The sequence below is a fragment of the Actinomadura fulvescens genome, assembly GCF_039533225.1.
GTDB lineage: Bacteria > Actinomycetota > Actinomycetes > Streptosporangiales > Streptosporangiaceae > Spirillospora > Spirillospora fulvescens.
The window spans coordinates 1294643-1318941 of sequence record NZ_BAAATD010000001.1; the positions used below are offsets into that span (position 1 = coordinate 1294643).

The window sequence follows — 24299 nt, forward strand, 5'->3', positions numbered from 1 at the left end:
CCCGTTACTTGCTCGGCTCCGGCGCCTTACACGAGATCTTCGGATTCACGCCGACATAGTTGAGCGGTCCGGCGACGATGGTCACCGCGATCGTCGCCAGGTTCGAGCAGTCGGTGTCGGAGTCGTCGTCGAAGTAGTGGCGCTGCCCGGCGGCCAGCGCGCCGATCACGAGCCAGATGACGAGCAGAGCCGTTCCGATGCGCATCGCTACCTCCGACGGTCGGCCACGGGGGGACGTGAATGGCGTTCACATCGTTGAACGAGACGACTCTGCCCCGGGTATTTGAGGACAAACCTGTTCATCAGACCCGGAGGGCGTCAATCCAGTCCGAGTTGCCGCCGGAGCTGGGCCTGTTCCCTCTCCAGGGATTCGATCAGCGCGCCCTGCTCCTCCCTGGCGAGCATTTCGGCGGCGGCGTCGCCGTAGTCCTTCGGATCGTCGGTGGGAGGCCCGATCTCACCCCGCAGCACGTCCAGCGTCTCCTCGATCTCCTTCAGCCGCTCACGTGCCTCGTCGTCCCCGGCGCCCATACCGTCCCCCTCAGAACGTGCCAAGCCATCGTCCGTCCTCTATTCCATGGTCGGAAGCCACTGAAACCACGGGACGGCGAGGCCGGCGGCGCCCAAAAGCCGGTCATTACGGTGAATACCTGAGAGTATGCGAGCACAGCACTTAATCCCGGGACGACCGAATCAATTCGACGCGAGAGAGTGTCATGCGAGGCGACGGCATCACCCCAGAGCAGATTCCCGGGCCGCCCGCGGAGGGCGGCGTCGAAGCGATCGCGGCGGCGGGAGGGCTGCACAACTACCAGCTGCGGCTGCACGCCGAATACGGGCCGGTGGTGCGGTTCCCGCTGCCCGGTGCCGACCTCGCGGTGTCGGTCGCCGATCCGCTCCTGCTGGAGGCCACCGCGAAGATCAACAAAAGGCCGGACAAGCTCTTCGAATTCCTCGCGCCTTTGCAGGAGTCGGGCAACCTGCAGACGCTTCCGGCGGACGAGCACGTGCCGTGGCGCAAGGTGATGCTGTCGGTGCTGGCCGGCCGCCCCTCGCACGAGGCGCACTTCGCGCGCTTCACCGAGCTGGCGACCGAACTGGCCGACCGGTGGGAGGGGCAGCCGCCCCCGGTCGAGCTGCAGAAGGACCTGAGCGCGCTCTCGCTGCGCATGATCTGCGAATACGCTCTGGGCAGCGGCCTTGCGTCCGAGGAGTCCGCCGGACGGGTGGTGTCGGCGTTCGAGACCGTCCTCACCGAACACCTCGGGCGGCTCTACCAGCCGGAGACGGGTGACGAGGACGAACGCGCCGCCCGTGTCGAGCAGGCCCTCGCCTACCTGCGCGCGACCGTCGACCAGGTGATCGCCGCGCACCGCGAATCGGCGGAGGCCGACCGCAGCGACCTGGTCGCGGCCCTGGCCGCGTCGGGCGAGTCCCCGGCGCGCATCCGCGACACCGTCCTGATGACGTTGCTGGCCGCCCACCACACCACCGGCGTGGCCATCTCCTGGACGCTCTACCTGCTGGCACGGCATCCGGACGTGGCCAAGCGCGCCGCCGACGAGGTGGACGCCGTTCTCGGTGACCGCGCTGTGCCCGGGTACGGCGACCTCAAGAGGCTGACGTACCTGGACATGGTCCTCAAGGAGGCGATGCGCCTGTATCCGCCGGGGCCGTACGGCGCACGCGAGACCACCGAGGACCTGGTGCTGGGCGACTACGCCGTCCCGGCGGGCACGACCATCTTCTATCCGTTCTGGGCCGTCCACATGAACCCCGACCACTGGCCCGACCCGGAGGTGTTCGATCCTGACCGCTTCACTCCGGAAGCGTCCGCCGGACGGCACCGGTTCGCCTACATCCCGTTCGGGCTCGGCCCCCGGAGCTGCGAGGGCGCCGGACTGGCGATGGTCGAGGCCGAACTCGTCCTCGCGACGCTCCTCAGGCGGTTCGACTTCCGCCTGGCGTCCGAGCAGACGATCGAGCCGATCGAACGCTTCGTCCTGTGGGCGGCCGACGACATCCGCATGAACCTGACCCCGCGTACTCCCGCCTGAGCCGGCCACGTTCTCAAGCCCCGGACCCGGTGCGGCCCCGCAGCCGGCCGGTGGTGAGCAGGCCCGAGACGGTCCCGTACGCGATGGTGTCGTACTGCTCGGCGACCAGGGCGGGCCGGGCGATGGTCGCGACGCCGAAGGCATAGAAGAGAACGCCGTAGCCCACGGTCTGGGTGATGGCCAGCGCGGTGACGATCCACCAGCCGTAGAACACCCGGCCGGAAGCGCCGCCGCTTTCGCCGTCGGCTCGGATGGCGGGAGCGGCGGGTTCGTTGGTTCCTGCCTCCATGTCGTCCTCCACGTTCATGATGACGGCGGCCGGTGGCCGGATCCGGTGATGGATCGCGCCCCGATTCTGTGCTTTCAATGACGGGGGAACACCACCCCCGATCTCTGGGAGAGCCGATGATCCGGAGTCTCCTCCTTCTCGCCGGTGCCCTTGCCTCGCTGACCATGGCGCCCCCGCCGCACGCGGTGGCCACGGCCGTCCACGACGTACGGGGCGGCGATCTGTTCACCACGGCGCCCGTCGCAGGGCGGTGCACGGTCGGATTCTCCGTCCGGGGCGGCTACGTCACCTCGGGGAAGTGCGGCCGGGCGGGTGCGACCGCCATCGGCTACAACGGGGTCGCGCAAGGAACGGTGCAGGCCTCCACCTTCCCCGGCAACGCCGGGGGCTGGGTGCGGACCAGCACCGCCTGGAGGCCGCGCGGCCTGGTCAACCGGCACGACGGCACGTTCATGACCGTGCGCGGCGCGCAGGCCGCGCCGGTCGGCGCGGCCGTGTGCATGTCGGGAGCGGCCAGCGGCTGGAAGTGCGGGGTGATCCAGGCGGTGAACGTCACCGTCAGCTTCCCCGACGGCGTGCTCACCGGGCTCATCCGCACCAGCATCTGCGCGCAGCCGGGCGACCTGGGCGCGCCGCTGATCGCCAACGGGCAGGCGCAGGGCATCCTGGTCGGCACCGGCGGCGGCGGTTGTCCTTCGTACTTCGTGCCCATCAGCAAGGTGCTGTCGGTCTACGGGCTCACGCTGGTGACCGAGTAGGCCGGTTCGGACGTTCCGCCTGCCGGGTCAGGCGCGCAGGGTCGCGCCGCCGTCCACGTAGACGTTCTGCATGGTGATGTGCCGGGCCCGGTCGGACGCCAGGAAGAGCACGGTCTCGGCGATGTCCGCCGGATCGGCGATGCGGCCCAGCGGTATGCCGACGCGGAACTGCTCGGGGGCGCCCGCGATGACCTGGTCGGCGCCGTTGCCGCCGGTCCAGAGCAGACGTTGCATCGGCGTGTCGGTCGAGCCGGGCGACACCACGTTGCAGCGGATGCCGTGGCCGGCCAGCTCCAGCCCGAGACAGCGGGTGAGCATCACGGCGGCGGCCTTGGATGCGGCGTAGGCGGCCATGCCGGTGCGCGGCACGCCCGCGGCGTTCGAGGCGACGGTGACCAGGGTGCCGCGCCGGCGGGGCGCCATCCGGCGGGCGAGCTCGCGCAGCACGGTGAACGTGCCGGTGGCGTTGACGGCGAAGGTCGCGGCCCAGTCCTCGTCGGTGGTGTCGCACACCGATGCCGGTCGCAGGACGCCGGCGACGCTGACCCCGATGTCGATCGGGCCGAGCGTGTCCTCGACCTCGGCGACGACGCGCGCGACGGCCGGCGGATCGGCGACGTCGGCTGTGAAGGGCGTCGTCCGTTCCGTCGCGACCGGGTCTGACCAGGTGAGGTCGACCGCGGCCACGGCGGCTCCGTCGCGGGCCAGCCCGGCCGCCACGGCCGCGCCGATGCCGCTCGCGGCGCCGGTGACCAGCGCGGTCCGGCCCGAGATGCCGCTGACCGGAAGATTCACCGCGTCCCCTTCCCCAGAAAGTTAGGCAAGCCTAACCTAAGTGTCTGGTGGGCCTTGGGTAAAGATCGATGTTAGGTTAGCCTTACCTAACCTTGATCATCAGATTGGACTGTCGGCTGCAAAGGAAGCTCCTCGTGTCCTCACCCGCGTTGGTTCGCCCCCGGCCCGCGCACCGAGCGGCGGATCTGCTGGCCGCCTACCTGCCCGGCTCGTTCTACTGCTCCTCGCCGCGCGGCTCCCTGCTCGCCGATGGCGTGCACGCCTTCGTCCGGTCCCGTGACGGCTCCCATGCGCGCGCCGCCGCCGAGGCGCTCGACGCGGCGGCGGTCGCGGGCGTCGAGGAGCCCGTGGTCGTGGGAGCCGTCGGCTTCCGGCCCGGCTCGGCGAGCAGCCTGGTCGTCCCGGCCGTGGTGCGGCGCGCGGGCGCCCCGGCGGCGGGCGGTGCCCGGCCGGCCGACGCCCGCACGCGGTGGTCGGTCACCCCGCGACCCGAACCGGCGGCCTACGCCGACGGTGTCCGCCGCGCGCTCGCGCTGATCGGCTCCGGCCGGCTCGACAAGGTCGTCCTGGCCCGCTGCCTCGAACTCACCGCGGACCGGCCGGTGGCGGTGCCGTCCCTGCTCACCCGGCTCGTGCACGCGGACCCGGCCACGCACGCCTTCGCCGTCGACGTCACCGCGCCGGGCGACCCCGCCACCCGCACGCTGGTGGGCGCCAGCCCGGAGCTGCTGGTCGCGCGGCGCGGCGCCGAGGTGCTGGCCAACCCGCTCGCCGGATCGGCGCCGCGCTCCGGCGACCCCGCCGAGGACCGGCGGCGCGCGGCGGCGCTGCTCGCCTCGGCGAAGGACCGCGGCGAACACGCCCATGTCGTGGCGCAGGTCGGCGAGGTGCTGGCCCGGTACTGCGCCGGACTGCACGTGCCCGCCGAGCCCGAAGTGATCGGGACGCCCACGATGTGGCACCTGTCGAGCCGGATCACCGGCCGGCTGGCCGATCCCGCCGACCCGGCCTCGTCCGCGCTCGGCCTGGCCGAGGCGCTGCATCCCACGCCCGCGGTGTGCGGGGTGCCCACGGCCCTCGCCCGCGACACCATCGCCGACCTGGAACCGGAGGACCGCGGGTACTACGCGGGCCTCGCCGGCTGGACCGGCCTGGACGGCGACGGTGAGTGGATCATCGCCCTCCGGGGCGCCGAGGTCTGCGACCGCACCGTCCGGCTGCACGCGGGCGCGGGCGTCGTCGCGGGCTCGGACCCGGCGGGCGAGCTCGCCGAGACGACCGCCAAGTTCGCGACGATGCTGCGCGCCCTCGGTCTGGAGGGCGCCGCGTGACCGGCGACGACGCGCCCGGCGGCGAAGGGCCCGGCCCGGACCACGTTCCGTGGCCCGCCGACGTGGCGGCCCGCTACCGCGCCGCCGGGTACTGGCGCGGCCAGACGTTCGGCGCGCTGCTCACCTCGCTCGCGCACGCCCACGCCGGGCGGCTCGCCGTCGCCGGTGAACGAGCGGGGACGGTGACGCGCTGGACCTACGCCGAACTCGACGAACGCGCGCACCGGATCGCGGCCGGACTGGCCGGCCTGGGCATCGGTCCGGGCGACCATGTGGTGCTCCAGCTGCCGAACATCCCCGAGTTCATGCCCGTCGTCTTCGGGCTCTGGCGCGCGGGCGCCCGGCCGGTGTTCGCCCTGCCCGCCCACCGCCGCACCGAGCTGCGGCACTTCGCCGCGCAGACCGGGGCGGTCGCGATCCTCACCGTGGAGTCGCACGAAGGGCACGAGCACGCGGCCACCGCGCGCGCCGTCGCCCGGGACGTGGCGTCCCTGCGGCACGTGCTGGCCGTCGGCTCGGCGGAGTTCGACGACCTGGCGGCGACGGCGCCTCGCGAGCTGCCCGATCCCGACCCCGCGGGCGTGGCGTTCCTGCAACTGTCCGGCGGCAGCACCGGCGTGCCGAAGCTGATCCCGCGCACCCACGACGACTACCTCTTCAGCGTCCGGGAGAGCGCCCGCATCTGCGCGCTGCGCCCGGACAGCGTCTACATGGCGGCCCTGCCGGTGGCGCACAACTTCCCGTTGAGCTCGCCCGGCGTCCTCGGCGCGCTGCACACCGGCGCGGCCGTCGTGCTGGCCCCCCGGCCGGACGCCGGCACCGCTTTCCGCCTGATCGAAGCCGAACGGGTGACGATCACCGGCGTCGTGCCGCCGCTGGCCGCCGCGTGGGTGCAGGCCGCGAGCGGCACCGGGCGCGACCTGTCCAGCCTTGAGGTGCTGCTGGTCGGCGGCGCCAAGTGCGGACGCGAGCTGGCCGGGCGGATCGCCCCCGCGCTCGGCTGCCGTCTGCAACAGGTGTTCGGGATGGCCGAGGGCCTGGTCTGCTACACGCGGCTGGACGACCCCGACGAGCTCGTGCTCGGCACCCAGGGGCGCCCGATCTCGCCCGACGACGAGCTCCGGATCGTCGACCCCGGCGACCCTGACGCGTCCTCCGCCGACGTGGTCGGACCGGGGGAGGTGGGAGCCCTGCTGACGCGCGGTCCGTACACGATCCGCGGCTACCACCGGGCCGCCGCCCACAACGCCGCCGCGTTCACCCCGGACGGCTTCTACCGGACCGGCGACCTGGTCCGGCGCCGTCCGTCCGGGCACCTGGAGGTCGTCGGGCGCGCGAAGGAACAGATCAACCGGGGCGGGGAGAAGGTGGCGGCCGAGGAGGTCGAGGACCACCTGATGGCCCATCCCGCGGTGCTCGACGCCGCCGTCGTCGCCGTGCCCGACGAGTATCTCGGCGAACGGACCTGCGCCTACGTCGTCCCGGCGGCGGGCGCCGCGCCCACCGCCCCCGAGCTGCGCCGCTTCGTCCGGGAGCGCGGCGTGGCGACGTTCAAGGTCCCGGACCTGGTCCGGGTGGTCGACGCGTTCCCGGCGACCGGCGTCGGCAAGACCAGCAAGCGCGACCTGAGGGCGGCGCTCGCCGCCCTCCGCGAGGACGGGTGATCTTCATGTCCCTGCCAATGATCCAGCCCTATTCGCTGCCCACCGCCGAGGAGGTCCCCGCCGGCCGGGTGGAGTGGCGGCCCGACCCGGACCGGGCGGCGCTCCTGGTCCACGACATGCAGCGCTACTTCCTGGCGCCGTACGCGGGCGCGCCGCTGCCGGACGTGACCGCCAACATCGCGCTGCTCGTGGCCGCCGCCCGCGCGTACGGCGTGCCGGTGTTCTACACCGCGCAGCCGGGACGGCAGGAACCCACCGACCGCGGCCTGCTCACCGAGTTCTGGGGCGAGGGCATCGGCGCGGTGATCGACGACGACCCCGCCGCCGCCGACATCGTGTCGCCGCTGGCACCCGCTCCGGGCGACCGCGTGCTGACCAAGTGGCGCTACAGCGCCTTCCAGCGCAGCACGTTCGCCGAACAGCTCGCCGTGCACGACCGCGACCAGCTGCTGATCACCGGCGTCTACGCCCACATCGGCTGCCAGGCGACCGCCGTGGAGGCGTTCATGCGCGACATCAGGCCGTTCCTGGTGGCCGACGCGGTCGCGGACTTCTCCCGCGAACGGCACGACCAGGCCTGCGAGTACGTCGCGCAACGGTGCGGCGCGGTGACCACGGCCGCCGCCGCCACGACGGCGCTGACGGCGGCCGCCCCGGTCGGGGGGAGCCGATGAGCGCCCCCGCCCTGACCGCCGAACGGGTCCGCGCCGACATCGCGGCCATGGTCGGCTGCGATCCCGCGGAGATCGGGGCCGGTGAGAACCTCTTCGACCTCGGGCTGGACTCGATGCGGCTCATGACGCTCGTCGAACGCTGGCGCGAGGCGGGAGCGCCGCACCTGGAAGTGCCCGACCTGGCGGAACGGCCCGAGCTCGCGTACTGGACGTCCCTGGTGGCGGGCACGTGAGCGCCCTGCCCGGAGGTCACGTGAGCCGGCCCGACCATCGGCACCGCCACCTGGAACGGATCGCGGAGGTGAGGGCCGGGACGACGCGTGACCGGGTCGGCTACCCGATCCGGATCCGCGAGGTCGAGGTGCTGCGCACCGCGCCGGTCGGCGCGGGCCTGATCCGGGTGACCCTCGGCGGGCCCGGCCTCGGCGGATTCGAGGCGCACGCCCCGGACGAGCACGTGAAGCTGATCTTCCCGGAGGAGGACGGCGGCCTGCGGCTGCCCGAGCCCGACGGGCTGATGCTGAAGTGGCCGCGCCCCTCCCCGACCTCCCGCGAGTACACGGTGCGGCGTTACGACGCGGCGGCGGGCGAGCTCGACATCGACGTCGTGCTGCACGAGGGCGGCCTCGGGTCCGGCTGGGCGGAGACCGTCGAGCCCGGCACGCCGGTGCACGTCGCGGGACCACCCGGCGGCGTGATCGTGCCTCACGCGTACGACCGGTACCTGCTGGCCGGCGACCTCACGGCCCTGCCGGCGATCGCCCGGTGGCTGGAGGAGCTGCCGCGGACGGCGGCGGGCTGGGCGTTCGTCGAGGTCGCCGGCGCCGCCGAGGAGATCGAGCTGCCGGCGCCCGAGGACGTCGAGGTGCGCTGGCTGCACCGCGGCGGCCGTCCGCCCGGCACCGCCGGGCTTCTCGAACGCGCCGTGCGAACGGTGCGGGTGCCCGAGGGCGAGCGCCTGTACGCGTGGCTCGCGGGCGAGGCGGGGGAGTTGAAGCCGCTCCGCCGCTGGGTCCGGGACGAGCTGCGGCTCGGCAGGAACGACCACGACATCACCGGCTACTGGAAACGCGGCGTCGCCGACTACGACGACGACGATCACTGAACGAGTAAGGAAACCCCCATGTCAACTCGTCGAACAGCCCGTCTCAGCGGAGCCCTGCTGCTCTCGCTCGCCCTGGTCGCGACGGGCTGCTCGTCCGGCGACGCCGGCGGCTCGTCCGGCGCCAAGGGCGCCACCCGGGTCATCAAGGCGGACAACGGCGACATCAAGGTGCCGGTCAAGCCGGAACGGGTCGTGGCGACCGGCTACGCCGTCCCCGCCCTGATCGAGGCCGGCGCCCCGCTGGTCGGGATCTCGACCTGGAAGCGCGGCGTGCCGATGATGGACGCCCAGACCAGGGCCACCTACGACAGGCTGGAGAAGGTGGCGGGCGAGGCCGCGGCCGAGACCAACTACGAGGCGATCGCCAAGGCCCGGCCCGACGTGATCGTCATCGGCGTGCCGGCCCCGGTCCTCGGCGACATCGACGTCAAGCGCCTGCGGTCCATCGCGCCCGTCGTCGCGATCGGCCCGACGGTCCCGTCCGCCTGGCGCGACCTGTCGCGCCGCCAGGCCGACGCCGCGGGCGTGCTCAAGGGCCTCGACGCCTCCAAGTCCGCGTACGAGACCAAGGCCGCCCAGCTCGCCACCAAGTACAAGGACGTCCTGCCGAAGCTGAAGCTCGCCCACATCGGCGCGTACGGCGAGGTGGCCAAGGGCAACTTCCAGCGCGAGTTCGACAGGTCCTGGGGCACGAACGTCGCCAACGACGTCGGCGCCAAGTACTACGGCCAGGTGAAGGTGAAGGGGCCGGGCTCGAAGTCCGTGAGCGAGTACCCCTCGATCGAGGAGCTCCCGGCGGCGCTCAAGGACGCCGACGCCATCACCTACTCGGTCAACCCCGACGGGTCGATCCCGCCGCCCGTCAAGTACGTGCTCGACTCCGACCTCTGGAAGAACCTTCCCGCGGTCAAGGCAGGCAAGACCTACGCCTTCCGCTACACCGAGGCCGCGAGCTACAAGCAGGCCATGCAGACCCTCGGCGCGGTCGACCAGGCGTTCGCTCCGCTGCTCAAGCAGTGACGGCCGTCGAACAGCGGCCGCTCTCGCCGCCCGGATCACCGGGCGCCGCGCCGGGCGCCGCGACCTCGCAGGTCGCGGCGCTCGTCGCCGGGCTGGCCGGACTCGTCGTCGTGGCGCTGCTGAGCATGGCCGTCGGCTCCCACGCCGTCGCGCCCGGCGAGGTGGTGCGGGCCCTCGTGGCCTACGACGGCTCCAGCGACCAGATGATCGTCCGGGACGTGCGGGTGCCCCGGGCGCTGCTGGCCATCGGCGTGGGCGCCGCGCTGGGCGTGGCGGGCGTGCTCGTCCAGGCGTTGTCGCGCAATCCGCTCGCCGATCCGGGAATCCTCGGGGTCACCGCGGGCGCCGGCTTCGCCATGACGCTGGGCGCCGCCCTCGGGATCGCCACCTCGCCCGGCGCCGAGCTGGTGATGACCACGGCCGGCGCGGTGCTCGCCACCGTGCTGGTCTCCTCGGTCGGGCGCACCTCGCCGCTGCGGCTGGTGCTCACCGGAGTCGCGCTGACCGCGGTCCTCAAGGGCGTCTCGCTCGGGATGCGGCTGATGCTGCCGGACGTCTTCGACAAGTACCGCTTCTGGACGGTCGGGTCGCTCGCCGGACGCGAGCAGATCCCGATGGCCGCGCCCCTGGTCACGATCGGGCTCGCCCTCGTCGCCGCGCTGCTGCTCGGGCGCTCGCTCAACGCCGTCGCGCTCGGCGAGAGCGTGGCGCGCACGCTGGGCACCAACGTCACGCGGGTGCGCTTCGCCGCGCTGGCGCTGATCACGATCCTGTCGGGCGCCGCCACCGCGGTGGCCGGGCCGATCATGTTCGTCGGCCTGATCGTGCCGCACGTGGCCCGCGTCCTCGCGCGAAGCTCGGTCCCCTGGCTCACGGTGTACGCGGCGATCCTGGGGCCGATCCTGCTGCTGGTCGCCGACGCCGTCTCCCGGGTCCTGCTGCCGACCGGCGAGATGCCGGTGGCGGTCGTGACCGCGTTCCTCGGGGGGCCGGTGCTGATCTGGGCCGTCCGCAGGTACGGGGCGGGGACGCTGTGAGCACCGTCGTCCTGCGCGGCGCGGGCCGCGCCCTGCCCGTCCGGCGGCGCACGCTGGCCCTGTCGGCGATCATGACCGGGCTGATGCTCGGCCTCGGGCTGCTCGGCCTCTGCTACGGCGCGGACTGGACGGCACCGGGGGAGGTGGCCGCCGCGCTCGCCGGGACCGGTGACCACGTGGTCGTCGTCCGTGACTGGCGGCTGCCGCGCGTGCTGGCCGCCCTCGTCTTCGGCGCCGCCCTCGGGGTGTCCGGCGCGATCTTCCAGAACATCACCCGCAACCCCATGGGCAGCCCGGACGTCATCGGCCTCGACGAGGGCGCCTACACCGGCGCGCTCGTGGCGATCACGCTGCTGTCGGGGACGTCGGTGCAGCTCGCGTCCAGCTCGGTGCTGGGCGGGCTCGTCACGGCGGGCGCCGTCTACCTGCTGGCGACCGACCGCCGCGGGCGTACCAGGGGATCGGTGGCGTCCCTGTCCGGGCTGCGCCTGATCGTCATCGGCATCGCCGTGAACGCGATCCTCAACGCCGCCAACTCCTGGATCGTGCTGCGCGCCGAACTGGAGGTCGCGATGGCCGCGCTCGGGTGGAGCACGGGCTCGCTCAACGGCGTCGACTGGGCCGACCTGACGATCCCCCTCTGGATCATCGGGGTGCTGCTGGTGGTCATCGCCTCTCGCGCCCACTCCATGCACCAGGCGGCGCTGGGCGACGCCGTCGCGGCGGCCACCGGGGTCGGCCTGGACCGGCTCCGGCTGGTGATGGTGCTGGCCGGCGTCGGCCTCACCGCGACGGTGACGGCGGTGGCCGGGCCGATCGTGTTCATCGCGCTGGCCGCCCCGCAGATCGGACGCCGGCTGGCCCGCGCCCCCGGCGTGCCGCTGCTGCCCGCCGCCCTGACCGGCGCCGTGCTGCTGCAGACCGCCGACCTGATCGCCCAGGCGCTGCTCGCGCCCGAGTCGCTCCCGGTCGGCGTGGTCACCACCGCGATCGGCGGTTGCTATCTGATCTGGCTGCTGACCCAGGAAGTGAGGCGACGTTGACACGCCTTCGCGCCCAGGACCTCACGCTGCGCTACGGCGAACGCGTGGTCTCCACACGGCTGGACCTGGACGTTCCCGACGGGAAGTTCACCGCCATCGTCGGCCCCAACGCGTGCGGGAAGTCGACGCTGCTGCGCGCGTTCGTCCGGCTGATGAGGCCCGCCGAGGGCACGGTCGGGCTCGACGGCCGCGACCTCGGCTCGTACGGCGGCAAGGCCCTGGCCAGGCGGCTCGGCTTCCTGCCGCAGGACCCGGTGGCGCCCGACGACATCACGGTGCGGCAGCTGGTCGCCCGTGGCCGCTACCCGCACCAGTCGCTGCTGGCGATGTGGTCCGAGGACGACGAGAAGGCGGTGGCCGAGGCGATGGAGGTCGCCGAGGTGGCCGGCCTCGGCGACCGGAAGGTGCACGAGCTGTCGGGCGGCCAGCGGCAGCGGGCGTGGATCGCGATGGTCCTCGCCCAGGGCACGCCCTGCCTGCTGCTGGACGAGCCGACGTCGTTCCTCGACATCACCCACCAGTACCGGCTGCTCACCCTGCTGGCGCGGCTGCGCGACGAGGGCCGGACGATCATCGCCGTGCTGCACGACATCAACCAGGCCGGGCGCTTCGCCGATCATCTGGTCGCGATGCGCGACGGCCGGATCGTCGCCCAGGGCGCCGCCGCCGACATCGTCGACGCGGCCCTGCTGGACAAGGTCTTCGACCTGCCCTGCGTCGTCATGCCCGACCCGGTCACGGGCGCGCCCATGGTCGTGCCGACCCTCGCCCCTCAGCCGGTTGCCCACGAGCCCGCTCCGACGAGCCCAGGAGTCTGAGTTGAGCACTGCCCCCGCCCCCGTCGACACCGCGGCGACCGCCGAGCGGGCGCTGGAGCTGACCAGCGCCCAGCTCGGCATCTGGAACGCCCAGCGTCTGGAACCGGACTCGCGCTACTACGTCGTCGGGGACGTCATCGAGGTCTCCGGAGACCGGCCCGTGAACGTCCGCCTGCTGGCCGAGGCGATCCGCGCCACGACCGGCGAGGCGGACAGCCTGCGGCTGCGGGTGTTCGACACCCCGGACGGGCCCCGGCAGGTGATCGGCGGGGAGCCCGCCCGGGCGCCCGAGATCGTCGATCTGTCCGCCGAGCCAGATCCGGCCGCGGCGGCGCAGGCGTTCGTGGAGGCCGAACGGGAACGCGCCGCCGACACGTCCCGGGGGATGGTGGGCGCGCCGCTGTTCTTCCAGACGGTGATCCGGCTGTCCGACCGGGAGGCGTGGTACACCCAGCTCGGTCACCACCTGGTCTTCGACGGCTATACCGCCGCGATGCTGGCCCGCCGTACGGCCGCGCACTACACCGCGCTCGTCAACGGCGACGAGGCGCCGCCGTCGCCGTTCGGCCGGTTCGCCGACGTGGTCGAGGCCGACCGGGACTATCTGGCGAGCGAGGAGTCCGGCCGGGATCGCGCGTACTGGCTCGACCGGCTCACCCCGCTTCCCGACCTCGGTGCGGGCACCGGCCCGGCGGCGGGCCCGCCGGACCGGACGCTGACCGCGCGCGCGGTGATGCCGCCCGAGGCGTTCGCGCGGCTCCGCGCGTTCGCCGATCGCGAGCACGTCGCCTGGGGTGAGGCGCTGATCGCCTGCTACGCCGCGTTCCTGCACCGCATCCAGGGATCTTCGGACGTCGTGTTCGCGCTGCCGCTGATGTGCCGCACCGGCGCGGCGCTGCGCACGCCCGCCATGGCGGTGAACGTGCTGCCGCTGCGCGTCGCCGTCCACGGCGGTGACCGGCTGGGCGAGCTGAGCAGGCGGGTCGCAGAGGCGATGCGGGAGATGCGCCGCCACCAGCGGTACCGGGGCGAGAACCTGCCACAGGACCTGGCCGTCCCTGGCGCGGGTGCACTGCTGCACGGACGCGGTGTCAACCTCAAGCTGTTCGATCTGAAGCTCGACTTCGCCGGGGCGCGTGGGGTGATGCGCAACGTCGCCGGCGGGCCGCCCGAAGACCTGGGATTGAGCGTCCTGCCGGACGGTGAGGGCGGGCTGCTGCTCGGCTTCGAGGTGGACGCCCGCGCCAACGACCAGGACGGCGTCGACCGCAAGCTGAACGTTCTGCTGACCCTCCTGGACGCGCTGACCGGGCCCGAGGACCCCGCGATCGGGCAGGTCCGGCTGGTGCCGGATGCCGAGCGGGCGAGGCTGCTCGGCGCCTGGTCGGCGCCCGCCCTTCGCGGCGAGCCGCCGGCCGTGCCGGGCGCGCTGAACGCGCTGGCCGAGGCGCAGCCGGGCGAGATCTCCCTCGTCTGCGGCACCGACCGGCTGACCACGGCGGAGCTGGCCGAACGCGTGCACCGGCTGGCCCGGGCGCTGCGGGCCAGGTCGATCGGGCCGGACGACGTCGTGGCGCTCGCCCTGCCGCGTTCGTCCGCGTTCGTCGTCGCCCTGCTCGCCGTCCTGGACGCGGGCGCCGCGTTCCTGCCGCTGGACCTGGAACACCCGCCGGGACGGCTCCGGGAGCTGATCGACGACGCCCGGCCCGCGGTCGTCCTGACCCCGGAGGTCATGGACGAACTGGTGACCAGCGGAGCCGCGCTGTCCGGCGCCCCGCTGGCCGAGGCCGAACTGGCCGCGCCGAGACATCCCGAACACCTCGCCTACGTCATCTACACGTCCGGCTCGACCGGGCGGCCCAAGGGAGTGCTGGGAAAGGCCGGCGCGCTCGCGGGACTGCTGCGCCACCAGCGAGCGACGATCATCGCCGAGGCGGAGCGGGCGGCGGGCGGGCGGCGGCTGCGCACCGCCCACACCTACTCGTTCGCGTTCGACTCCGCGCTCGATCAACTGCTCTGGATGCTCTGCGGGCACGAACTGCACCTCTACGGCGCCGATCTGACGCGCGACGCCGACGCACTGCTCGCCGCGTACACCCGGGACCGCGTCGACGTCGTCGACACCACTCCCTCGATGGCCGCGCCGCTGATCGACGCGGGACTGCTCACGGGCGGGCACCGTCCGGCGCTGCTCATGCTCGGCGGCGAGGCCACGCCACCGGCGTTGTGGGGCAGGGTCGCGGCGTCCGGCGTCGCCGCGCGCAACATGTACGGGCCGACCGAGGCGACGGTCGACAGCGTGACCGCCCGCATCGACGGCGGCACACCGACGATCGGGCATCCGCTCGCGGGCACGCGGATCTACGTGCTCGACAACGCGTTGCAGCCGGTGCCGCCCGGGACCGGGGGCGAGCTGTACCTGGCCGGACCGCATCTCGCACGCGGTTACCTGGACCGGCCCGGGATCACCGCCGAGCGCTTCGTCGCCGACCCGTTCGAGGGGCCGGGCGAGCGGATGTACCGCACGGGCGATCTGGCCCGCTGGGTGCCCGGGCGCGGCGTGGAGTACCTCGGCCGTGCGGACGACCAGGTCAAGATCCGCGGCCATCGGGTGGAGACCGGCGAGGTCGAGGCCGCACTGGGCGCGCTGCCCGGGATCAGCGCCGCCGCGGCCGTGGTCCAGTCCGCCCGGCTGATCGGGTACGTCGTCCCGGCCGCATCCCACCGTGAGGCCGTCACGCCGGAGTCGGTACGCGCCGCCCTCGCCGAGCGGGTGCCGGGCCATCTGATTCCCTCGGCCGTGGTCGTGCTGGCAGAGCTGCCGCTCACCGTCAACGGCAAGGTCGACCGTTCCGCACTGCCCGCCCCGACGTCCACGGGTGGCGGACGAGCGGCGCGCGACGAACGGGAACGCCTGGTCTGCGAGGCCGTCGCCGGTGTGATGGGCCTCGACCGGGTCGGGATCGACGACGACTTCTTCGCGCTGGGCGGCGACAGCATCACAGCGATCGGCGTCAGCGGCCGGCTGCGGGCGGGCGGCCTGGAACTGCGGCCGCGTGAGCTGCTCGCCCGGCGGAGCCTCGCCGACCTCGCCGCCGCGAGCACCCGGATCGAGGACGCCGCCGCCGTGACGCCGGGCGATCCGGTTGGCCCGGTGCCCGCGCCGCCGATCGTGCGCGGCCTGCTCGACCCGCACCCGAACGTCGAGGTCATCGCCGGGTACGCGCAGTGGACCGCGATCACGCTGGCCGAGCCGCTCGCCCGCGAGGCCCTCGTCGATGGTGTCCAGGCCGTTCTGGACCGGCACGACGCGCTGCGGCTGCGCCTGGCGGACGAGCTGATCATCAGTCCGCGCGGCGCCGTATCCGCCGCCGGCGTCGTCACCGAGGAGCCGGTGGACGATGACGTCGAGGCCGTGGCGGCCCGGCTGTCCTCCTCACTCGATCCGCAGGCGGGTGAACTGCTGCGGGTGTGCCTCCTGCGTTCGGCGAATCGGTTGGTCGTCGTCGCCCACCATCTCGTGATCGACGGCGTCTCGTGGCGGATCCTGCTCCCTGACCTGCACGCCGCCTGTGAGGGCCGCGCCGCCGACCTGCCGCCCGTCGGCACGTCCTGGCGGCGGCACTCGATCCTGCTCGCCGAGCAGGGCGAGTCGGGCGCGCGCCGGTCTGAGCTCGATCACTGGCGCCGGGCCGTCGACCCCGCCTGCCGCCCGCTCGGCCTCCGGCCGCTGGACGCTGCGCGCGACACCGCGGCGACCGCCGGGCGAACCACCACGACGGCGTCCGCCGAAGTGACCACGGCGGTGCTGACCAGCCTGCCCGCGGCCTACCGCGCCGGAGCCGACGACGTGCTGCTCGCCGCGCTCGTGCTCGCGCTGCGGTGCTGGCGCCGCGACCACGGCCTGCCCGCGACGGACGCCCTGACGATCACGGTGGAGGGCCACGGACGCGACCCGCTGGCGGACGGGATCGACCTGTCGCGGACCGTCGGCTGGTTCACCGGCGAGTACCCCGTCCGCGTCCCGGCCGAGGGCGACCTCCACGACGCGCTGGCCGGAGGCGACGCCGCCGGGCGGCTGGTGCGCGCGGCCAAGGAGGCCAAGCGGGCCGTGCCGGGCGGCGGACTCGGCTATGGCGTGCTGCGTCACCTCGATCCGCGGACGCGCGCCGAGCTCGCGGCGACGCCGCCGCCCGAGGTGCTGCTGAACTACCTCGGCCGTTTCACCGCGCGGCCCGGCCCTGGCTGGCACCTGCCGGACAGCGACGCGTTCTCCGTGATCGAGCCACCGGGCAAGGCACTGGAGCAGGCGCTCGCGCTCAACTGCTTCGTCCACGAGGAGGGCGTGCCGCGGCTGTCGGTCGAGTGGACCGCCGCGAGCCGTGTGCTGGACGCCGGCTCGGTGGCGGCGCTCCAGCGGGCCTGGGACACCGCGCTCACCGCGCTGGCCGCCCACGCCGAACGGATCGGGCCGGACGGCGGCGGGCTCAGTCCCTCCGACCTGCCCCTGGTGGACCTCGACCAGGCGGCCATCGACGTCCTCGAACGCCCCGGACGTGTCGCGGACGTCCTTCCGGCCACGCCCCTCCAGGTGGGGCTGTCGTTCCACACGCTCGCGCGCGGCGACGACGACACCGACGTCTACGTCGTCCAGGCGGTGATGTCGCTGGTCGGGACGCTGGACAAGGGGCGCATGGCGGCGGCGGCCGAGGAGCTCCTGCGCAGGCACCCGGCGCTGCGCATCCACCTGGCGACCACGCTGCCGGGCGACATCGTCCAGGTGGTGCCCGCCAGGGTCCGGTTGAGCTGGCGGTACGTCGACCTGTCGGGACACGCCCCGGACGCGCGCGCCGGCCGGCTCGCCGCGCAGCTCAAGGTCGAGCGGGAACGCCCGTTCGACCCGGAGCGGCCACCGCTGATCCGCTTCCTGCTGTGCGGGACCGGCCCCGGCGACCACCGGCTGGTCATCACCAACCACCACGCGCTGCTCGACGGATGGTCCATGCCGCTGGTCGGCCGGTCCCTGCTGGCGATCTACGCCGAGCTCGGCGGGGCGCCGGCGGCCCCCGCCGCGACGTCCCTCGCCGGCTACTACCGGTGGCTGGCCCGCCAGGACCGCGAGGCCTCGCGGCAGGCGTGGCGCGACGAGCTCGCGGGCGTCGACGACGGTACCCTCCTCGCGCCCGCCACGGCGGACGCCGCGGTCGAGCGGCCCGGCCGGGTGACGGCCGGCCTCGGCGCCGAGCTCAGCGACCGGCTGCGCGCGTTCGCCCGGGAGCGCGGGGTCACGCTGACGGCGGTGCTGCAGACCGCGTGGGGACTGCTGCTCGGCAGGCTGACCGGGCGGCGGGACGTGGTCTTCGGCTGCCCGGTGTCGGGCCGCCCGGCCGAGGTGGACGGCGTCGAGTCGATGATCGGCCAGCTCGGCACCACGATCCCGGTACGGATCCGGTGCACGCCGTACGACACCGTGGGCGCGGTCCTGCGCGACGTTCACGCGCGGAACGTGGCGCTCAGCGACCATCACCACCTCGGGCTGCCGGACATCCAGCGCCTCGCGGCAGCCGGCGACCTCTTCGACACGATGCTGGTGATGGAGAACTTCCCGCTGTCGAGCAGGCGGCGGACCACCCTCGCACCCGGCCTCGACCTCGCGGGCGTGGACATCATCGACGCCACGCATTACCCGCTGACCGTCATCGTGATCCCCGAGGACGAGATCGTCATCGGGCTCGGCTACCAGCCCCGCGCGTTCGACGAGGAGACCGTCCAGGGCTACGGCCGGCGGCTGCGCACCCTCCTGCTCGAACTGGTCGCCGACCCGGAACGGCCTGTCGGCAGGCTGCCCATGCTCGGCCCCGACGAGACACGCCGCGCGCTGCGCGCCGGGGACGGCGGCGTGCCCGCCAAGGCCCGCCTGAGCTGCCTTGAGGAGTTCGGGGCGTGGGTGCGCCGCAAGCCTGACGCCGAGGCGCTGGTCTGCCGCGACCGCAGCCTGACGTACGCGGAGCTGGACCGCGAGGCCAACCGGCTCGCGCACACGCTCATCGAACGCGGCGTCCGGCCGCAGGACCCGGTCGCGGTCCTGCTCGGCCGCGACATCGAGATGACGGTGGCGTTGTTCGGCGTGCTCAAGGCCGGTGCGGTGTACGTGCCGATGGACGTGAGCTACCCCGCGGACCGCCTCGGCTACATGCTCGGCGACATCGCGCCCGCGGCGGTCGTGACCACCGGCGACGCGCTCGCCGGTCTCGGCGGCGAGCTTCCCGCCGCCCGGCGGACGCCCGTGCTCAGGCTGGACGAGCCCGGCGCCCTGTCCACGCGGCATACCGATCCCGCCGAGGCGCGGCGCGGCCTCACCGAGGACGCGCTCGCCTACGTCATCTACACCTCCGGCACGACCGGGCGGCCGAAGGGCGTGGCGGTGCCGCACCGCGGCGTGCCCGATCTGATCGCACTCCAGGAGGAGGTCGTCGGCGTCACCGAGCACGACCGCTATCTGCACTTCGCCTCGACCGGCTTCGACGTCGCGTTCTGGCAGACCATGGTGCCGCTGCTGTCGGGCGGCACGTCGGTCATCGCGCCGGACGAGGTGCGCGTGCCCGGCGAGGAACTGCTCGGCTACATCAGCGAGCACCGCGTGACGGGCGTCAACCTGCTGCCGTCGTTCCTCGGCGCGATGCCCGACGACCTGACCGTGGACCCCGGCGTGTTCTTCGTGGTCGGCGCCGAACGGCTCGACCCCGAGCTGGCCCGGCGGTGGGGGAACGGGCGGCGGGCGCTGTTCAACGCCTACGGCCCGACGGAGGTCACGGTCAACTCGGTGACCTGGCGGTACGAGGCGGATGACGCCGGGCCGCTGCCGATCGGACGACCCGACCCCCACGTCCGCGCCTACGTTCTGGACGGCGGCCTGATGCCGGTCGGCACCGGCGTGACCGGTGAGCTGTACCTGGCCGGTCCCAAGCTCGCCCAGGGGTACGTCGGACGGCCGGGTCTGACGGCGCAGGCCTTCGTCGCCGATCCCTTCGGCGGCCCGGGGGAGCGGATGTACCGCACCGGAGACCTCGTGCGCATGAGGCCGGACGGGCAGCTCGTCTTCCTCGGGCGCGCCGACCACCAGGTCAAGCTCCGCGGTTTCCGGATCGAGCTCGGGGAGATCGAGACCGTCCTCAGCCGGCACCCCGCCGTCCGGGCGTGCGCCGTCATCGCGCGGGAGGGCCGCCTCGTCGGCTACGTCATCCGGGCGATCGGCGCCGAGCTCGATCCGGCACGGGTGCGTGCCGACCTGGCGCGGGAACTGCCCGCGCACATGGTGCCCACGGCACTGGTCGAGATCGACCGGCTGCCGCTGAGCCCCAGCGGCAAGCTCGACCGGGACGCCCTGCCCGCGCCCGAGGCGCCCGCCGCCTCGCCCGCGCGTGAGCCCGCCACGCCCGCCGAGACGGTGCTGCTCGGCATCGTGCGCGACGTGCTCGGCACCGCCGAGGTCGGCCTCGACGACTCGTTCGTCGACATCGGCGGGGACAGCATCGTGTCCCTTCAGCTCGTGTCGCGGGCCCGCCGCCAGAGGCTGCTGCTGAGCCCGCGCGACGTCTTCGAAGGGGGCACGATCGCCGGGATCGCGGCGCTCGCCGAGGGCCTCGACGACGGTGTCACCGAGGAGGCGCCGGCGACCGGTGACGCGCCCCTGACCCCGATCATGCGGGACCTGCTGAGCCGCGGCACGACGATCGACGCGTTCTGCCAGTGGACGGAGATCTGCGTCCCGGCGGGCGGCGACGCGTCCACGTGGCGGGCCGTGCTCGACGCGGTCCTCGCGCGGCACGACGTCCTCCGCGCCCATCTGGCCTTCTCAGAGGAATCGGGCGAGCCGGTCCTGCGCATCGCGGCGGCCGGGGCCGTCACGGGATCTCAGATCCTGACGGTCGTCCGCGCGGGCGAGTCCGACGACCTCCGTCCGCTGCTCGACCGGCACATCGCCGCCGCACGTGACGAGATGGACGTGCGGACGGGGCCGCTGCTGCGCGTCGTCTGGGCGGACGCCGGCCCTGAGCGGCCCGGCCGCCTCGTGCTCGTCGCGCACCACCTGGTCGTCGACGGGGTTTCCTGGCGCATCCTGCTCGACGACATCGCCCACGCCTACGAGTCCCACGGCGTTCCGGCGCTGGCGAGGCACGGCGAGTCGTTCCTCGGCTGGGCACGGTCGCTACGCGAGGCCGTCGACTCCCGGAGTCCAGAGCTGCCGCACTGGCGGCGGATCGCCGCGGCGGCCACCGCACCGCCCCTCGACCCGGAAAGGGACACGGCCGCGACAGCCGTCCACCACGAGATCCACCTGAACCCCGGCACGACGCGGATGCTGCTCACCACCCTGCCCGCCGCCTACCGGACGACCCCGGACACGGTGCTGCTCACGGCGCTCGCGCAAGCGGTGAGCGCCTGGCGAGGCGGGGAGCCACGGCTGGTCGTCACCCTGGAAAGCCACGGCCGGCCGCCGCACACTCCCGACATGACCCGGCCGGTGGACCTGTCGCAGACGGTCGGCTGGTTCACCGCGGCCTACCCCGCTCTGCTCGAACTCCCCGCGGCAGGCTCGGCGGACGCGCTCAAGGCGGTCAAGGAGCAGCTGAACGCGAACGGGGACGGCCTCGGCCACGGCATCCTCGGCGTCGGCGTTCAGACCGAGATCAGCTGGAACTACCTCGGCCGGTTCGCCGGAGCCCCGTCGGACGAGACGCCGTGGCGGCCGGCGCCGGACGCCGGGCCGCTGGGTTCGGGCGCGGCCGGCGACATGCCGCTGCCGCACAGCCTCATGGTCAACGCGCTGGTACGCGGCGCGAAAGGAGGCTCCCTCGGCGTCCGCTTCACCTGGCCCTCGGCCGTGTACGACCAGGCGGAGATCGAGACACTCGCCGTACGGTTCCGCAACGCCCTGACGACGCTCGCGAACGACCCGCAAGCCCTCGCCGGCGCGGGCCTCACTCCGTCGGACCTGCCCCTTGCCGACCTCGACCAAGCCGCGATCGACGCCCTCGAACGCGAGCACGAGATCGCCGACGTCCTGCCGCTGACACCCCTCCAGCAATCGGTGCTGCGGCACTCCCAGACCACCACCCCCGACCCCTACACCGTCCAGTCGACGTTCTCCCTCACCGGAGCCCTCGACATCGACGCCCTGCGAGCCGCAGGCGGCGACCTCCTCGCCCGCCACCCCAACCTGGGGGCCGTCTTCCCCTCAGACCACCTCCAGGTCATCCCGGAAGACCCCCACCTGGACTTCCGCGTCGTCGACGCCACTGACGACGTGGAGGAAATCCTGATGGCCGACCTGGCGGAACGGTTCGACCTGGCGGCAGGCCCGCTGTTCCGGCTCACCGTGGTCCGGCGCGGCCCCGGACGGGCCGAACTCGTCATGACGAGCCACCACGTGCTCTCCGACGGCTGGTCGGCTCCGCGCATGCTCACCGAGCTGTTCACCTGCTACGCGGCCCGCGTCCACGACAAGCCCCCGGAGCTGCCCGCGCCGGTCCCGCTCAGCGAGTACGTGCGCTGGCGCGCCGCCCGTGACCACGAAGCCGACCTCCGAGCCTGGCGCGCCGAACTCGACGGCCTCCCGGAAGGCGACTACCTGGCAGGCCGCGCCCGCCCCGCCACCCATGTCCCGGACCCGCTACTGCTGACCTTCGACGCCGACCTGGTCGCCGCGCTGACCCGTACGGCCGCACGGCACGGCCTGACACCCAACACCATGCTGCAAGGCGCCTGGGCGACGCTGCTCGCGGCGCGCTCCGGCTACCGCGACGTGTGCTTCGGTGCGATGGTCTCGGCCCGTACACCCGAGGTCGACGGCATCGAGGAGATCATCGGCCTGCTGGCCAACACCGTGCCAGTCCGGGCGCGCTTCACGGGCACGCTCGCAGCCGCCCTGACCGATCTGCAGGCACGACAGCAGAGGATGATCGAGCACCATCACGTCGCGCTCGCCGATCTCGAACGGCCGGCCGGCCGCCGGCGCCTCTTCGACAGCCTCGTGGTCTTCGAGAACTATCCGGTCGACCCTGACGCCCTCCGGGAGCCGGCGCCGGGGCTGACCATCACCGGGACCAGGTTCCGCGAGCGCACCCACCACCCGATCACCCTGACGGTCATGCCGGAACGGAACGTGTGGACGGGCGTGCTCGGCTACCAGGCCGGTCTCTTCTCCGAAGCCGAGGTCAGGGGCTTGGCGGACGACCTTCTCCGGATCGCCGGGCATCTCGTCCGTCCCGGGACCCTCGACGAGGACGCGGCCACCGTCCTCGCCCGGATCCAGGACGGCCCGCGATGACCGAGACGGCGGAGAGGATCGACCCCTCGCTCCGGCGCACCGCCTTCATCCTGGTGCTCGGCACGTTCATGGCCACGCTCGACGCCACGATCGTCACCGTCGGCATCGACACCCTGGCCGGCGAGTTCGGGGCGCCCGTCGCCGACATCCAGTGGGCGACCACGGCCTACCTGCTCGCCGTGGTCGCCGTGGTGCCCGCGTCCGGCTGGCTGGCCGACCGGTTCGGCGGGCGCCGGACCTGGCTGGCCGCCGTCGCGGTGTTCCTGGCCGGCTCGGTGCTCTGCGCGCTCGCCTGGTCCCTCGCGAGCCTGATCGTCTTCCGCGTCCTCCAGGGGCTGGGCGGCGGGCTGCTGCCGCCGACCGGGCAGGCCCTGCTGGCGCGGACGGCGGGCCCGCGGCGCCTGGGCCGGATCATCAGCGTCGTCGCGGTGGTCCCGCTCCTGTCACCGGTGCTCGGTCCTCTCGCCGGAGGGGCCATCCTCGCCGTGGCGAGCTGGCAGTGGCTCTTCTACGTCAACGTTCCGATCGGCCTGGCCGCGATCGTCCTGGCCCGCCGCCACGTCCCCGCGCCGCCGCCGTCCGCCCAGGCGGCCCCCTTCGACATCCGCGGTGCCGCTCTTCTCTCGCCCGGCCTCGCCGTCCTGGTCTTCGGCCTCACCGAGCTGGACGGCGGAAGGCCGGCGCTCGCGGCAACGGCCCTCCTCATCGGAGCCGGGATGCTCGCGGCCTTCGTGGTCCACGGCCTGCGGAGCCGCGGGACGCCCCTGATCGACCCCCGGCTCTTCACCCGCCCGCCTTTCGGCGCCGCCGCCCTCGCCCTGCTCATGCTCGGTGCCGCCGTCTTCGGCACGATGTTCCTGCTGCCGCTCTACCTGCAGACCGGCGGAGCGCTCTCGCCGTGGCAGACCGGCGTTCTCCTCGCGCCCCAGGGCCTGGGCGCCGTGGCCGGCTCGCTCCTCATCAAGCGGACCATCGACTCACTCGCCCCCCGGACGGCCGTGCTCATCGGCGTCGCCCTCGTCCTCGCGGGCACCGCGCCGTTCACCCAGCTGGCCCACGCGCCCCCCGACGCCCTCATCGCGCTCTCCCTCTTCGCGCGCGGCGTCGGCGCCGCCCTGATCGGGGCTCCGGTCATGGCCCTGGTCTACGGCCGGGTCGAACCCGCCGGGCTGCCCCGCGCCGCCGGTGCGCTCAACCTCCTCAACACCGTGGGCGGCTCGGTCGGAACGGCCGCCGTCGCGGTCGTCCTGCAGTCGCGCCTGTCCGCACGCGCGCCCGACATCCCGTCCGCCTACGCCGACACCTTCTGGTGGGTCCTCGGCTTCGGTCTGATCGCCGCCGTGGCCGCCACCCGCCTCCCCTCAAAAACCTGAGCGGC

Annotated in this window: 17 protein-coding genes; 13 read left to right on the top strand and 4 right to left on the bottom strand. The window is 73.7% G+C overall.

Features of this window, described 5'->3' with window-relative positions; all coding sequences use genetic code 11:
- Positions 1 to 4: 4 nt before the first annotated feature.
- On the bottom strand, positions 5 to 205 hold the full coding sequence (locus ABD333_RS06100; RefSeq protein WP_344538435.1) for a hypothetical protein: 201 nt from the start codon (positions 203 to 205) through the stop codon (positions 5 to 7).
- Between the two features lie 113 nt (positions 206 to 318).
- Positions 319 to 555: a hypothetical protein gene (locus tag ABD333_RS06105; protein WP_344538436.1), complete on the bottom strand. Its 237-nt coding sequence runs from the start codon at positions 553 to 555 to the stop codon at positions 319 to 321.
- 161 nt (positions 556 to 716) lie between these two features.
- Between ABD333_RS06105 and ABD333_RS06110 the strand changes: the two genes are divergently transcribed.
- Positions 717 to 2057 (top strand): cytochrome P450, encoded by a 1341-nt coding sequence (locus ABD333_RS06110; RefSeq protein ID WP_344538438.1) that lies wholly within the window; start codon positions 717 to 719, stop codon positions 2055 to 2057.
- Between the two features lie 13 nt (positions 2058 to 2070).
- On the opposite strand, the gene ABD333_RS06115 is transcribed toward ABD333_RS06110, so the two are convergent.
- Complete coding sequence (locus ABD333_RS06115; RefSeq protein ID WP_344538440.1) at positions 2071 to 2346, bottom strand: hypothetical protein; 276 nt, start codon at positions 2344 to 2346, stop codon at positions 2071 to 2073.
- Between the two features lie 116 nt (positions 2347 to 2462).
- On the opposite strand from ABD333_RS06115, the gene ABD333_RS06120 reads away from it, so the two are divergent.
- On the top strand, positions 2463 to 3104 hold the full coding sequence (locus ABD333_RS06120) for a S1 family peptidase (protein WP_344538441.1): 642 nt from the start codon (positions 2463 to 2465) through the stop codon (positions 3102 to 3104).
- A 27-nt stretch (positions 3105 to 3131) separates the two neighbouring features.
- Here ABD333_RS06120 and ABD333_RS06125 read toward each other — a convergent pair whose 3' ends face one another.
- Positions 3132 to 3899 (bottom strand): 2,3-dihydro-2,3-dihydroxybenzoate dehydrogenase, encoded by a 768-nt coding sequence (locus ABD333_RS06125; protein WP_344538443.1) that lies wholly within the window; start codon positions 3897 to 3899, stop codon positions 3132 to 3134.
- A gap of 134 nt (positions 3900 to 4033) precedes the next feature.
- Between ABD333_RS06125 and ABD333_RS06130 the strand changes: the two genes are divergently transcribed.
- From ABD333_RS06130 to ABD333_RS06180, 11 genes are read left to right on the top strand one after another with little or no spacing between them, the layout of a single operon-like run.
- Positions 4034 to 5230 carry an isochorismate synthase gene (locus ABD333_RS06130; protein ID WP_344538445.1) on the top strand — a complete coding sequence of 399 codons (1197 nt, stop codon included), beginning with the start codon at positions 4034 to 4036 and terminating at the stop codon, positions 5228 to 5230.
- Positions 5227 to 6894, top strand: coding sequence for a (2,3-dihydroxybenzoyl)adenylate synthase (locus ABD333_RS06135; protein WP_344538447.1), 1668 nt, complete (start codon positions 5227 to 5229; stop codon positions 6892 to 6894). The genes ABD333_RS06130 and ABD333_RS06135 overlap by 4 nt, the downstream gene beginning before the upstream one ends.
- Before the next feature lie 5 nt (positions 6895 to 6899).
- A complete protein-coding gene (locus ABD333_RS06140) occupies positions 6900 to 7568 on the top strand; it encodes an isochorismatase family protein (protein WP_344538449.1) in 669 nt (222 codons plus the stop codon).
- The gene (locus ABD333_RS06145) at positions 7565 to 7801 is read left to right on the top strand and encodes a phosphopantetheine-binding protein (RefSeq protein ID WP_344538451.1); all 237 of its coding nucleotides are present in this window, start codon (positions 7565 to 7567) and stop codon (positions 7799 to 7801) included. Before ABD333_RS06140 ends, ABD333_RS06145 begins: the two co-directional genes overlap by 4 nt.
- Before the next feature lie 20 nt (positions 7802 to 7821).
- Complete coding sequence (locus tag ABD333_RS06150) at positions 7822 to 8673, top strand: siderophore-interacting protein (RefSeq protein ID WP_344538453.1); 852 nt, start codon at positions 7822 to 7824, stop codon at positions 8671 to 8673.
- Between the two features lie 18 nt (positions 8674 to 8691).
- Positions 8692 to 9693: an ABC transporter substrate-binding protein gene (locus ABD333_RS06155; RefSeq protein WP_344538455.1), complete on the top strand. Its 1002-nt coding sequence runs from the start codon at positions 8692 to 8694 to the stop codon at positions 9691 to 9693.
- A complete protein-coding gene (locus tag ABD333_RS06160; protein ID WP_344538456.1) occupies positions 9690 to 10730 on the top strand; it encodes a FecCD family ABC transporter permease in 1041 nt (346 codons plus the stop codon). Before ABD333_RS06155 ends, ABD333_RS06160 begins: the two co-directional genes overlap by 4 nt.
- Positions 10727 to 11773 (top strand): FecCD family ABC transporter permease, encoded by a 1047-nt coding sequence (locus ABD333_RS06165; protein ID WP_344538458.1) that lies wholly within the window; start codon positions 10727 to 10729, stop codon positions 11771 to 11773. Before ABD333_RS06160 ends, ABD333_RS06165 begins: the two co-directional genes overlap by 4 nt.
- Entirely contained in the window at positions 11770 to 12591 is an 822-nt protein-coding gene (locus ABD333_RS06170) for an ABC transporter ATP-binding protein (protein WP_344538459.1), read from the top strand. The genes ABD333_RS06165 and ABD333_RS06170 overlap by 4 nt, the downstream gene beginning before the upstream one ends.
- 1 nt (position 12592) lies before the next feature.
- Positions 12593 to 22921, top strand: coding sequence for an amino acid adenylation domain-containing protein (locus ABD333_RS06175; RefSeq protein WP_344538461.1), 10329 nt, complete (start codon positions 12593 to 12595; stop codon positions 22919 to 22921).
- Positions 22918 to 24294 carry a DHA2 family efflux MFS transporter permease subunit gene (locus tag ABD333_RS06180; protein WP_344538463.1) on the top strand — a complete coding sequence of 459 codons (1377 nt, stop codon included), beginning with the start codon at positions 22918 to 22920 and terminating at the stop codon, positions 24292 to 24294. Before ABD333_RS06175 ends, ABD333_RS06180 begins: the two co-directional genes overlap by 4 nt.
- Positions 24295 to 24299: the final 5 nt, after the last annotated feature.

What these genes read in the sequence shown, in the direction of transcription:
- ABD333_RS06100 (WP_344538435.1), bottom strand. Translation starts at nt 205, where the DNA reads ATGCGCATCGGAACGGCTCTGCTCGTCATCTGGCTCGTGATCGGCGCG.
- ABD333_RS06110 (WP_344538438.1), top strand. Translation starts at nt 717, where the DNA reads ATGCGAGGCGACGGCATCACCCCAGAGCAGATTCCCGGGCCGCCCGCG.
- ABD333_RS06115 (WP_344538440.1), bottom strand. Translation starts at nt 2,346, where the DNA reads ATGGAGGCAGGAACCAACGAACCCGCCGCTCCCGCCATCCGAGCCGAC.
- ABD333_RS06120 (WP_344538441.1), top strand. Translation starts at nt 2,463, where the DNA reads ATGATCCGGAGTCTCCTCCTTCTCGCCGGTGCCCTTGCCTCGCTGACC.
- ABD333_RS06140 (WP_344538449.1), top strand. Translation starts at nt 6,900, where the DNA reads ATGTCCCTGCCAATGATCCAGCCCTATTCGCTGCCCACCGCCGAGGAG.
- ABD333_RS06145 (WP_344538451.1), top strand. Translation starts at nt 7,565, where the DNA reads ATGAGCGCCCCCGCCCTGACCGCCGAACGGGTCCGCGCCGACATCGCG.
- ABD333_RS06155 (WP_344538455.1), top strand. Translation starts at nt 8,692, where the DNA reads ATGTCAACTCGTCGAACAGCCCGTCTCAGCGGAGCCCTGCTGCTCTCG.
- ABD333_RS06180 (WP_344538463.1), top strand. Translation starts at nt 22,918, where the DNA reads ATGACCGAGACGGCGGAGAGGATCGACCCCTCGCTCCGGCGCACCGCC.